Source organism: Streptomyces sp. SID14478, assembly GCF_010548525.1.
GTDB lineage: Bacteria > Actinomycetota > Actinomycetes > Streptomycetales > Streptomycetaceae > Streptomyces.
Map to the genome: position 1 here is coordinate 1 of NZ_JAAGMG010001458.1, position 11,966 is coordinate 11,966.

Annotated in this window: 11 protein-coding genes; 7 read left to right on the top strand and 4 right to left on the bottom strand. The window is 72.8% G+C overall.

Annotated features, from left to right (window positions below; all coding sequences use genetic code 11):
* The first annotated feature begins 178 nt into the window (after positions 1-178).
* Positions 179-1,945 carry an arginine--tRNA ligase gene (argS, locus tag G3I40_RS45475; RefSeq protein ID WP_164560632.1) on the top strand — a complete coding sequence of 589 codons (1,767 nt, stop codon included), beginning with the start codon at positions 179-181 and terminating at the stop codon, positions 1,943-1,945.
* Positions 1,946-2,042: 97 nt separating this feature from the next.
* Here the strand turns inward: argS and G3I40_RS45480 are convergent, their stop codons facing one another.
* On the bottom strand, positions 2,043-3,299 hold the full coding sequence (locus G3I40_RS45480; protein ID WP_343245226.1) for a helix-turn-helix transcriptional regulator: 1,257 nt from the start codon (positions 3,297-3,299) through the stop codon (positions 2,043-2,045).
* A gap of 187 nt (positions 3,300-3,486) precedes the next feature.
* On the opposite strand from G3I40_RS45480, the gene G3I40_RS45485 reads away from it, so the two are divergent.
* From G3I40_RS45485 to G3I40_RS45495, 3 genes are all read left to right on the top strand, one after another.
* Positions 3,487-4,191 carry a DUF4232 domain-containing protein gene (locus G3I40_RS45485; RefSeq protein ID WP_164560634.1) on the top strand — a complete coding sequence of 235 codons (705 nt, stop codon included), beginning with the start codon at positions 3,487-3,489 and terminating at the stop codon, positions 4,189-4,191.
* Positions 4,192-4,264: 73 nt separating this feature from the next.
* Positions 4,265-5,137: an NAD(P)-binding domain-containing protein gene (locus G3I40_RS45490; protein WP_164560635.1), complete on the top strand. Its 873-nt coding sequence runs from the start codon at positions 4,265-4,267 to the stop codon at positions 5,135-5,137.
* Between the two features lie 13 nt (positions 5,138-5,150).
* On the top strand, positions 5,151-5,810 hold the full coding sequence (locus G3I40_RS45495; RefSeq protein ID WP_164560636.1) for a nucleoside/nucleotide kinase family protein: 660 nt from the start codon (positions 5,151-5,153) through the stop codon (positions 5,808-5,810).
* 145 nt (positions 5,811-5,955) lie between these two features.
* Here the strand turns inward: G3I40_RS45495 and G3I40_RS45500 are convergent, their stop codons facing one another.
* On the bottom strand, positions 5,956-7,527 hold the full coding sequence (locus G3I40_RS45500; protein WP_164560637.1) for a FadD3 family acyl-CoA ligase: 1,572 nt from the start codon (positions 7,525-7,527) through the stop codon (positions 5,956-5,958).
* A 99-nt stretch (positions 7,528-7,626) separates the two neighbouring features.
* On the opposite strand from G3I40_RS45500, the gene G3I40_RS45505 reads away from it, so the two are divergent.
* From G3I40_RS45505 to G3I40_RS45515, 3 genes are read left to right on the top strand one after another with little or no spacing between them, the layout of a single operon-like run.
* Positions 7,627-8,781 (top strand): lipid-transfer protein, encoded by a 1,155-nt coding sequence (locus tag G3I40_RS45505; protein ID WP_164560638.1) that lies wholly within the window; start codon positions 7,627-7,629, stop codon positions 8,779-8,781.
* A 53-nt stretch (positions 8,782-8,834) separates the two neighbouring features.
* Positions 8,835-9,290: an OB-fold domain-containing protein gene (locus G3I40_RS45510; RefSeq protein ID WP_164560639.1), complete on the top strand. Its 456-nt coding sequence runs from the start codon at positions 8,835-8,837 to the stop codon at positions 9,288-9,290.
* Positions 9,287-10,060 (top strand): enoyl-CoA hydratase/isomerase family protein, encoded by a 774-nt coding sequence (locus G3I40_RS45515; protein ID WP_164560640.1) that lies wholly within the window; start codon positions 9,287-9,289, stop codon positions 10,058-10,060. The genes G3I40_RS45510 and G3I40_RS45515 overlap by 4 nt, the downstream gene beginning before the upstream one ends.
* On the opposite strand, the gene G3I40_RS45520 is transcribed toward G3I40_RS45515, so the two are convergent.
* Positions 10,057-10,635 (bottom strand): hypothetical protein, encoded by a 579-nt coding sequence (locus tag G3I40_RS45520; RefSeq protein WP_239092329.1) that lies wholly within the window; start codon positions 10,633-10,635, stop codon positions 10,057-10,059. The two genes, G3I40_RS45515 and G3I40_RS45520, sit on opposite strands and share 4 nt — an antisense overlap.
* 82 nt (positions 10,636-10,717) lie before the next feature.
* Positions 10,718-11,966 (bottom strand): PQQ-binding-like beta-propeller repeat protein (locus G3I40_RS45525; RefSeq protein WP_164560642.1); only part of this gene is annotated, 1,249 nt, incomplete at its 5' end.

Consider the following 11,966-nt stretch of genomic DNA (forward strand, 5'->3'; position numbering starts at 1 on the left):
GTCCGCGACTGCCGCGCCCTCGGCGCGGGCGCGGGCAACAGCGCGCCCGGACCGGTGCGAGCGGCCCCGCCCCACGGGCCGGCCATCGGGTGCGCAGCGGGAAAAACCCCTTTGCCGCCCCGTGGGATACTGGTCGGGACTCTCGCACCAGCCCCGACCAGAACGGCAGCCCTTACCCATGGCCCCGGTCACGTCCATCACCGCCAACGTCAACGCACGCCTCGCCGACGCCCTCACGGCCGCCCTCCCGGACGCCGACGGAGTCGACCCGCTGCTCCGACGTAGCGAGAGGGCCGACTACCAGGCCAACGGGATCCTCGCCCTCGCCAAGAAGGCCAAGGCGAACCCCCGGGAACTGGCGGCCCAGGTCGTCGAGAAGCTCGTGAACGGGGAGCTGCTGAAGGACGTCGAGGTCTCCGGGCCGGGCTTCCTGAACGTCACGGTCACCGACCGGGCGATCACCGAGACGCTGGCCGCGCGCTCCGCGGACGGGGACCGGCTCGGCGTGCCGAAGAAGGACGCCCCCGGCGTCACTGTCATCGACTACGCGCAGCCGAACGTGGCGAAGGAGATGCACGTCGGTCACCTGCGTTCCGCGGTGATCGGCGACGCCCTGCGCGGCATGCTCGACTTCACCGGCGAGCGGACGATCGGCCGGCACCACATCGGCGACTGGGGCACCCAGTTCGGCATGCTCATCCAGTACCTGATCGAGAACCCGGGCGAGCTGGCCCCGGCCGACGAGGTCGACGGCCAGCAGGCCATGTCGAACCTGAACCGGATCTACAAGGCGTCGCGCGCCGTCTTCGACTCCGACGAGGAGTTCAAGGAGCGGGCCCGCAAGCGGGTCGTCGCCCTGCAGTCCGGCGACAAGGAGACGCTCGACCTGTGGCAGCGGTTCGTCGACGAGTCGAAGGTCTACTTCTACTCGGTCTTCGAGAAGCTCGACATGGAGATCCGTGACGACGAGATCGTCGGCGAGTCCGCGTACAACGACCTGATGCCCGAGACCGCGCGGCTCCTGGAGGAGTCGGGGGTCGCCGAGCGTTCGGACGGCGCGCTCGTCGTGTTCTTCGACGAGATCCGCGGCAAGGACGGCGAGCGGGTCCCGCTGATCGTGCAGAAGAAGGACGGCGGCTTCGGGTACGCGGCCTCCGACCTGTCGGCGATCCGCAACCGTGTGGTCGACCTGGACGCGACGACGCTCCTGTACGTGGTGGACGTGCGGCAGTCGCTGCACTTCAAGATGGTCTTCGAGGCGGCCCGCCGGATGGGCTGGCTCGGCGACGAGGTCACCGCGCACAACATGGGCTACGGCACGGTGCTCGGTGCGGACGGCAAGCCGTTCAAGACGCGTGCGGGCGAGACGGTGCGGCTGGAGGACCTCCTGGACGAGGCCGTAGAGCGGGCCACCGCGGTCGTGCGCGAGAAGGCCGAGAAGGTGGGCCTGACCGAGGCGGAGATCGTCGAGAACGGGCGGTACGTGGGCATCGGCGCCGTGAAGTACGCGGACCTGTCGACGTCGGCGAACCGGGACTACAAGTTCGACCTGGACCAGATGGTGTCGCTGAACGGCGACACGTCCGTCTACCTCCAGTACGCGTACGCGCGCATCAAGTCGATCCTGCGCAAGTCCGAGGGCGACAGCGCCGCCGCGCACCCGGAGCTCGAACTGGCCCCGGCGGAGCGGGCGCTCGGCCTGCACCTGGACGCGTTCGGCGATCTGGTCTTCGAGGCGTCGGCCGAGTACGCGCCGCACAAGCTGGCCGCGTACCTGTACCAGCTGGCGTCGCTGTTCACGACGTTCTACGACCAGTGCCCGGTCATCAAGCCGCGCCCGGCGCAGGAGGTCGTGGAGAACCGTCTGTTCCTGTGCGACCTGACGGCCCGGACGCTGCACCAGGGCATGGCCCTGCTGGGCATCCGGACCCCCGAGAAGCTCTGACACACGGCAGGTCCGAAGGCCCCGGTGCGCGAGCGCGCCGGGGCCTTCGGCGTGCTCGGCGCGGCAGCGGGTCGCGGGGAGGTCCGCGGTCCGGCCGCTACTGCTGCTCCTGCCGCTCGATCCACTCGCCGCCGCCCAGCGGGTAGTCGTAGCCGGGGCGTCCGGTGTCCGCGCTGGTGCGGAACGGGGTGCCGGCGTTGTCGATCTGCACGGTGCCGTGGCGGCTGCCGCTGGACCACTCCAGGCGCAGGTTCCAGCGGACGTCGCGGGACGCGGTGTGCGCGGTGACGTAGAAGACCTCGGGGTCGGACTCGCTGACCTTGTACGGGAAGTCGCGCTGGCCGTTCTTGACGGTGACGCCGGGGCTGCCCGCGTCCAGGTCCACGTCGAAGGACTTGGTCCCGACGCCGCCGCCGCAGCCGACGCCCATCGCGTAGTCGTTCCAGGCGAGCGGGGCGCCGCTGCTGACGACGTTGACGTGCAGGGCGTTCAGGACGACCGTCTCGGCGCCGGTGCCCTGCACGGTGAGGGCGACGCGCTGCTCGCCGGAGGAGACGGCGCCGTACGCGGCGGCCCAGCGCGGGGCGTCCTGCTCGCCGGCGGGCGGGCCCATCTGGGCCGGTTCGCTGTCGACGAGGAAGTGCTGGCTGCACGGGCTGTCGTAGACGTAGGGGCGGGTGGCGACGGTGAGCGGGGTGCCGGTGGCGCCCCCGGTGGCGCGGGTCGGGTCGGCCGCCGGTGCGCCGCTCTTCTTGCCGGAGGACGAGGGCGAGGGCGAGGAGGACGCCGATGCGGACGGTGAGGGGGACGAGGATCCCGACGCGGTCGGCGTCCCGTCACCGGGGTCGCGCCCGCCCGCGGCCGTGGCACCGGCCGCCTTCTGGTCATCGCCCTTGTCGCCGCCGGAGGGCAGGGCTACGGCGAGGACCACGGCGACGGACACCGCGGCCACGGCGACGGCGGCGACGAGGACGGTGCGCCTGCGGCCGCCTTCAGCCGTCGCGGACTCCGGCTCGACCGTCGTCGCAGGTGCCGCTTCCGCTTCCGCCGGTGCCCGCTCCGGCGTCCCCGGTGCCGCGGCGGGCGCCCGTCGTCCGCGCCCCGCGTCCGCCAGGATCCACCGGCGATGGAGCTCGACGAGTTCCTCCGGGGTCGCCCTGCAGAGCCGGGCGAGGCGCTCCACAGGGGCGTACTCCGTCGGCACCGCCGTGCCGTTGCAGTAGCGGTGCAGCGTCGACGTGCTCATGTGCAGACGCTTCGCGAGCGTCCCGTAGCTGAGCCCGGAACGGTCCTTCAGCTCCCGCAGCAGCGTCGCGAACCCGTCCCCCGCGCCTTCCGCCGAGTCCCCTGGCACCCGTTTCTCCCTTCCCCCGCGTCCCGCCCGAGCGTTCCAGGCGGCCCGCATCCTCCCTGGTCAGAACCCGTTCCGGCGTTCCAGCGTCCCGTCTTGCCCGTCGGCCGTGGCGGCCGGGACGGATCACCCCACAAGCTCCGGTCATCCAAGCACCACACCCACGGAACCGCCGAAGGGGCTCCACGACATGAACAGCAAGCGCACCTCCCGCACCCGCCTCCTGACCGCCGCCGCGAGCGTCGCGATCGCCGCGCTCTCCCTGACCGCGTGCGACGACGGTTCGGGCGTCGAGGACGAGGGGCCGTCGTCCGCGACCGGCCGGTCCGGGGACCCGACGGGCTCCGCCTTGCCCACGTCGGACGGGAAGCCCGCCACGTCCACGCCGGACGACGCACCGCAGGGCACGGCGAAGGCGGCCACCCGGAGGCCGGGCGCCTCGAAGCCCACGGCCCCCTCCGCGAAGCGCACGGTCTGCGACGGCGCCCACACCCGCACCACCGCCGCCCCGGTCAACCGCCCCGTGAACCACATGCTCCTCACGGTCACCAACACCGGCTCCACCGCCTGCGACCTCTACTTCTACCCGGCCGTCAGTTTCGGCGAGGCCCAGTCGGTGCCGCCGGTCATCGAGGACTCCCAGCCGCAGGCCGTGGTCAGTCTCTCGCCCGGCCGGTCCGGGTACGCGGCCGTCGCCCTGTCCGCGACGGACGGCAGCGGCGCGAACGGCCACACGGCGAAGTCCCTGACCGTCTTCTACGCGGGCCCCGGGGGCCCGTCGGACCACGACGGCCCGGCCGCCCGGCCGGCGTTGCCCGCCAAGGGCGTCTACGTCGACGACTCGCTCAAGGTCACCTACTGGCAGCAGTCGATGGACGACGCCCTGAGCTGGTGACTTACCTTTCGGTGAGCACCCGACCAAATAGTGCGTACTTGTGGGGACTTGGGGGTCGGCAAAGGATGCGGACATGACCACGACCGCATCCTCCCCCGTCTCCGTTCTCGGCCTCGGCATGATGGGCTCCGCCCTCGCCGCGGCCCTGATCGAGGCCGGTCATCCGACGACCGTCTGGAACCGCACGGCCGCCCGGACCGGCCCGCTCGTCGCCCAGGGCGCCGCTCCCGCCGGGTCGGTCGCCGACGCGGTCGCCGCGAGCCCCTTGGTGATCGTCTGCCTGACGACGTACGACGACGTGGCGACCGTCCTGAACGACGCCGACCTGAGCGGCCGGACCCTCGTGAACCTGACCAACGGGACCCCGGACCAGGCACGGGAGTTCGCCGCCCGTGCCACGGCGGGCGGGGCCGCCTATCTCGACGGCGGCATCATGGCCGTACCGCAGATGATCGCGACGGACGCCGCGTACGTCTTCTACAGCGGGGACGACGCGGCGTACGCGCGCCACCGCCCGACGCTCGCCGCGCTCGGCGGCACCCGCTGGACCGGCACGGACCCGGGCCTGGCCGCGCTGTGGGACCTGTCCCTGCTCACCGGCATGTACGGGATGGTGATGGGGATGGCGCAGGCGTTCGCGCTGAGCGGTTCGGCGGGCGTCCCGGCCCGCGAGCTGGCGCCGCTGCTCGCCGACTGGACGGTCGCCATGACGTCCGGCCTGGTCCCGGCGACGGCCGAGGCGGTCGACACCGGGCACCACCTCACCGACGTCTCCAGCCTGGCGGTGAACCGGGCCGCGTTCCCCGGCCTCCTCGCCGCGTACGAGGGGGCGGGCGTCGACCCGTCCCTCTTCGCCCCGCTCGGGACGCTGCTCGACCGCGCCGTCGCCGAGGGCCACGGCGCGGACGGCCTGTCCCGCCTGGTGGAGCTGCTGAAGCAGACCTGACAGGCTCGGCCCCATGCAGTCGTACGTCGATGAACTGGCCGCCCGCGCCCGCACCCTGGCCGCCCCGGGCGGCCCCCGCCGCGTCCTCGGCATCGCGGGCCCGCCGGGCGCGGGCAAGTCCACGCTCGCGCGGGCCGTGGTGGAGGCGCTGGACGGCCTGGCCGTACTGGTCCCCATGGACGGCTTCCACCTCGCCGACACCGAACTGGCCCGGCTGGGCCGCGCGGACCGCAAGGGGGCGCCGGACACGTTCGACGCGTACGGGTACGCGGCGCTCCTCGCCAGGATCCGTGCTCCGCGCCCGGGCGAGACGGTCTACGCGCCCTCGTTCGAACGGGAGCGGGAGCAGCCGGTGGCGGGCGCGCTGCCCGTGGCGCCTCACGTCCCCCTGGTCGTGACCGAGGGGAACTACCTCCTCCTGGACGAGGACCCGTGGTCGACGTCCGTCCGTCCGCTGCTCGACGAGGTGTGGTGGGTCGACGTCGACGACGCGCTCCGGGTGGAGCGCCTGATCGCCCGCCACGTCGCCTTCGGCAAGTCCCCCTCGTACGCCCGCGACTGGGTCCTGCGCTCCGACGAGGCGAACGCCCGCCGGGTGGCTCCGGGCCGCGACCGGGCCGACGCGCTCGTCGACCTGGACACGGGGACCGTCTCCGCGCCGGGGAGGGCCTAACCGCCGATACGGGTGAGGGCGGTGCTGATCAGGTGGGTCACCGTCGCCAGTTGGTCCGGCCGGGGCGGGTCGTGGGCGGTGAGGACGAGGGTGGCGTCCGGGGGGACGGGGACGTGCAGCCGGGCGGGCGCGACAACGCGCCGCGTCAGTCCCGCAGTTCGCGCTTGAGCACCTTCCCGCTCGCGTTGCGCGGCAGCTCGGTCACGAACCGCACCTGCCGGGGCACCTTGTAGTTCGCCATCTCCCGCCGCGCCCACGCGATCAGGTCGTCCGCGGTCAGGGCCGCGTCCCGGCGGCGCACCACGTACGCCTTGCCGACCTCCCCGAGCCGTCCGTCCTGCACCCCGACCACCGCCACGTCGGCCACGTCCGGGTGCAGGCCGAGGAGTTGCTCGATCTCGGCCGGGTACGCGTTGAAGCCGCCGACGATGAACATGTCCTTGATGCGGTCGGTGATGCGGAGGTAGCCGTCGGCGTCCAGGACGCCGACGTCGCCCGTGTGCAGCCAGCCGTCCTCCGTGACGACCTCGGCGGTGGCCGCCGGGTCCTCGAAGTACTCGCGCATCACGTTGAAGCCGCGCACCAGGACCTCTCCGGGCTCGCCGGGGCCCGCCGAGTCGACGCGCACCTCGGTGCCGGGGATGGCCCGGCCGGACGTCGACGCGATGAGTTCGGCCGGGTCGCCGCGGCGGCACATGGTGACGATGCCGCTGGCCTCCGTGAGCCCGTACGCGGTGAGCACCGCCTCGATGTGCAGTTCGCCGTGGAGCCGCTCGACCAGGCGCAGCGGGACCACGGCCGCGCCGGTCACGACGAGGCGCAGCGCGGACAGGTCGTGGGCGTCGCGGCCGGGGTGGTCCAGGAGGGACTGGTGGAGCGTGGGCGGGCCGGGCAGCACGGAGATGCGTTCCGCCGCGATGTTGGCCAGGGCCGTGTCCACGTTGAAGACGGGCTGCGGGACCATCGTCGCGCCGCGCATCAGGCAGGCGATGATGCCCGCCTTGTAGCCGAAGGTGTGGAAGAACGGGTTGATGATGAGGTAGCGGTCGCCCTCGCGCAGGCCCGCCAGGTCCGCCCAGATCTCGTAGCCGCGCAGGGTCTGGGCGTGGGTGATGACGGCGCCCTTGGGGCGGCCGGTGGTCCCCGAGGTGAAGATGATGTCCGAGGGGGACGACGGGAGGACCGCCGCCGCGCGCTCGCGCACCTCCTCGGCCGTGACCTCGTCGCCCGCCGCCAGGAACTCCTTCCAGGTGCGGTACCCGGCCGCGTCCGGCGCGCTGTCGGCGAGGACCACCACCCTTTCCAGGGCGGGTAGTTGAGCTCCCGCCTCCTGCGCGCGGCGCAGCGATGCCACGTACGAGGTGCCGAGGAAGGTGCCGGTGACGAAGAGCAGCCGGGCCCGGGAGCGGGCCAGGACGTCGGCGGCCTCGGCGCCCTTGAAGCGGGTGTTCAGCGGTACGAGGACCGCTCCGGCGCTCACCGCGCCGAGCGCGGAGACGATCCAGTCGAGGGTGTTCGGCGCCCAGATCGCGACCCGGTCGCCCGGCTCGACACCGCTGGCCAGACAGGCGGCCGCGGCCCGCTCGACGCGCTCGCCGAGTTCCGCGAACGTGATCCGGGTGCGGCCGTCGACGACGGCCTCCCGTCCGCCGAACCGCTCGGCGGCGTCCCGCACCAGCTCCGGGACCGTTCCCCACTCGCCATCCGTCGTACGCATGAGACGACCTCCCGCAACGCCGTAGCTGACTAACCGTCAGATTAGCTGTAGCCTGACGCGCTGTCAGCACAGAGATCCAGGCGCACAGGTGGGGGTGCCATGGTGAGCAGCATCAAGGACGCGACGGCCATCGTCGGCATAGGCCAGACGGCTTTCGCCAAACAACTCCCCGAATCCGAGAAGACGTTGGCGTGCCGGGCGATCATCGCCGCCCTCGACGACGCGGGCATCGCACCGTCCGAGGTCGACGCCTTCGCCTCGTACACGATGGAGGAGACGGACGAGGTCGAGGTGGCGAAGGCCGTCGGCGCCGGCGACGTCACCTACTTCAGCAAGATCGGCTACGGGGGCGGGGGTTCGTGCGCGACCGTCGGGCACCTGGCCACCGCCATCGCGACCGGCCAGGCGAGCGTCGGCGTGGCGTGGCGTTCGCGCAAGCGCGGCTCCGGGCCGCGCCCGTGGAAGAACACCACCGTCCAACTCCCCACGCCCGCCCAGTGGACGCGGCCCTTCGGGCTGCTGCGCCCCGCGGACGAGATCGGCATGCTGGCGCGCCGCTACATGCACGAGTTCGGCGCGACCCGCGACCACCTGTTCAACGTCGCCCTCGCCTGCCGCAACCGGGCCAACCAGAACCCGGCCGCGATGATGTACGAGCGCCCCCTCACCCGGGACATGTACATGAACGCCCGCTGGATCAGCGAGCCGCTGTGCCTCTTCGACAACTGCCTGGAGACGGACGGGGCGTTGGCGTGCGTCCTCGTGTCCGCGGAGCGGGCGCGCGACTGCCGCCAGAAGCCGGTCTACGTCCACGCGGCCGCCCAGGGCCTGCCCGCCCAGCACCACGGCATGGTCAACTACTGGAACGACGACCCGCTCACCGGCCCCGCCTGGACCGCCGCCCGCCACCTGTGGAAGAACTCCGACCTGACGCCGGAGGACGTGGACGTGGCGCAGATCTACGACGCGTTCACCCCGCTCATCCCGCTGTCCCTGGAGGGGTACGGCTTCTGCGGGCGCGGCGAGGGCGGCGCGTTCACCGAGGGCGGCGCCCTGGAGAGCGGCGGCCGGCTGCCCATCAACACCGGGGGCGGCGGCCTGTCCGAGGCCTACGTCCACGGCTTCAACCTCATCAACGAGGGCGTGAAGCAGCTGCGGGGCACGAGCACGGCCCAAGTCCCGGACGCCCGGACGTGTCTGGTGACGGCGGGCGAGGGCGTCCCGACGTCGGCCGTGCTGCTGAGAGGGGCCTAGGGAGGAACTGCGCGAGCAACCACACACGGCCCGCACTCCGAAGGAATCAGACGATGGCAGACGCATCCGAACAAGCCCTACTGACCCCGGTGACAGACGACGACGGCGCCCCCTTTTGGGACTACGCGGCCCAGGGCGAACTCCGCATGCAGGCATGCGCCAGCCCGCCATGCGGCGAACTCCGCTTCCCCCCGAGGCCGTGCTGCCCGCACTGCCGGTCCTTCGACTCCGAGTGGCGCAGGATGAGCGGCCACGGGCGGATCTGGTCCTACGTCGTCCCGCACCCCCCGCTGCTCCCGGCCTACGCCGCGCAGGCCCCCTACAACGCGATCATCGTGGAGCTGGCGGACGCCCCCCGCATCCGCCTCGTCGGCAACCTGGTCACCTCCGCCGACGCCCCCCTCGACTCCATGGACCCGGACCGCATCCGGATCGGCGCCAAGGTCCAGGTCGTCTTCACGCAGCTGGACGGCATGACACTGCCGCGCTGGGTGCTGGAGCGGCCGTGACCCTGCGGATCGAGACCGACAAGGAGACCGGGGTGGCCGTGGTCACCCTGGACCGCCCGCACCGCCTCAACGCGATCGACCTGCAGACGGTGGCCGAACTGACCGCCGCCTGGAGGGAGTTCCGCCACGACGACGGCGTACGGGCGATCGTGCTGACCGGCGCGGGCGAGCGCGCCTTCTGCACGGGCATCGACCGCGACACGGACGCCCCCCAGCCGGCGTCCCCCTACTCGATGGACGACCCGCTCCTGACCGTCGGCCCGAAGGCCAACGACCTGTGGAAGCCGGTCATCGCGGCCGTCGGCGGCATGGCCTGCGGCGGGGCGTTCTACCTGCTCGGCGAGGCGGACTTCGTGATCGCGGACGAGACGGCCACGTTCTTCGACCCGCACACCACGTACGGCATGGTCAGCGCGTACGAGACCGGGTACCTGGCGCAGCGCATGCCGCCCGGCGAGGTGGCGCGGCTCGCACTGATGGGCTCGGCGGAGCGGCTGTCGGCGCGCCGGGCGTACGAGACCGGCCTGGTCAGCGAACTCACGCCTGCGGGCGGCGCGTTGGCCGCGGCCGTCGGGTGCGCGACGACGATCGCCGCGCACCCGACGGAAGCGGTACAGGGCACCGTCCGGGCGGTGTGGGCGGCCACGGAGACGGCGCGGGCCCACGCCTTCGCGCAGGCCCCGCACCTCATCGCGCTCGGCAACCTGCCGCCGGAGCGGCAGGCGGCACTCTTCAACTCCCGTACGGCGCAGGGCTTCCGGGTGCGTTAGAGGCGGACCGGCGCCTTCGGCTGCACGGAGCACCTCCGGATGTCGGCGGCGTCCGACGCCTGCGCCAGCGGCACCTTCACGGTGGCCTTCCCCTTGCGGGTGACGGCCACCGTCTCCGTCTCGTAGCGGCCGCCGCCGTCCCCGTCCTTGTCGACGAACGACACGCTCACCTCGAACACCTCGGTCGAGCCGTAGGGGTTGCTCACCTCGACCGTCGCGTACGGCCGCTGCACGCTCGCGCACCGCACGAGCCGGGCGTTCCCGTACTTGCGCTCACTGCTGCCGGTCGCGGACGACGTCGGCGTGGAGCGGTAGGTGGGCCGCCGCGTGTAGGTGCTGCCGCCCGACGAGGAGCCCGTCGACCCGGACGAGGAGCCGTACGTGTCGTCGTCATCGCCGTAGTAGTCGTCATCGTCGTAGGTCGACCCGGAGGAACTGCCTCCGGAAGTCGACGAGTTCGACGAACTGTCGTGGTTCTGCGACGAGCTGCTGCACCCGCCACCGCCGCTTCCGTGCCCGCGCGAGTGCCCGTGTCCCCGGCCGGTGGAGAAGCCCGTCAGGGCCACCACCACCATCGCCGCCACAGCTGTCAGTCTGATTCCCCGTTTCATCACGGCGCGGACCCTACCTGGCCCGGAGCCCGGCCCGACAGGGTGCCTAGGGTCTGCTGGTCCCGGTGCCCTTCTCCGCGTCCAGGGCGTACACGCAGCGGTCCTTGCTGCAGGCGTAGACGACCCCGTCGCGGACGACCGGGGTGCCGGTGATCTCGCCGCCGGTGGCCAGCTTCCAGCGCAGTCGGCCGTCGTCGGCCTTCAGCGTGTACAGCAGGTGGTCCGTCGCCCCGAAGTGGACGCGCCCGTCGGCGACCACCGGCGAGCCGACGAGGTCACCGCCGGCCTGGAAGCGCCACTTCGGCGTGCCTGTCACGGCGTCCAGGGTGTAGAGGCCCTGGCCGCTGCCGACGTGGACGTGGCCGTGCGCGACCAGTACGGGGTCGATCGTCGCGGGCCGCGGCTCCGTCGCGATGCGCCAGCGGTCGCGGCCGTCCGTGGCGTCGAGGGCGTAGACGGTGCCGAGGTGGTCGGCGAGGTAGACACCGCCGCCGGTCACGGCCGGGCCGGGCGCGTACGCGGGCGGGCACAGGAACACCGCGGGCGCCTCGAAGTGCCAGCGGACGTGCCCGGAGCCGATGTCGACGGCCAGCACGCGGGTGCCCGCGGAAACGTACACATATCCGTCGGGTGCCGGGGTGAGGCGGACCGGGACGCCACCGCAGGACGCGGCGTCGCCGATCGGGTACGACCAGCGCTCCTCGCCGGTGCGGGCCTCCAGGGCGCGCAGCCGGGCGTCCTGCCACACGAACACCGTGCCGTCGTGGACGACGGGCCCCGCCTCGGGCGTCTCGAAGTCGGTCTGGCAGCCGGTGATCTCCCACAGCATGTCGCCGTTGACGGCCTCGCGGGCCTGGACGCCGCCGCCGCGGGTGGCGGTGACGATCGTGCCGCGGTCGGCTTGGAGGGCGTACACCCACGAGTCGGTGCCCAGGCGCCACAGGTCGCCGCCCTCGCGGGCGTCGAGGGCCCACAGCGTCGGGCCGTCGGAGGCGTGGATGCGGCCGTCGGCCACCGCCATGGACCAGGCGACGTCGCGGGTCTTGAAGCGGCGCCGGCCGGTGGCCACGTCCAGGGCGTGGACCTCGAAGGACGTGACGTAGACCAGGTCCCCCGCGACGTTCGGAGTGCCCCACACGTCGTTCGACATCCGGAACCGCCAGGGCCGCCAGGCCGCGCCCTCGGCGGGCGCGGGCGCGGGGACGACGGGGTCCGGCGAGCCGTTCACGACGGGCTTCGCGCGGGACCAGGAGCCGACCAGGCCCGATTCGGCGGGCGGCGCCTTCACCGCGGCG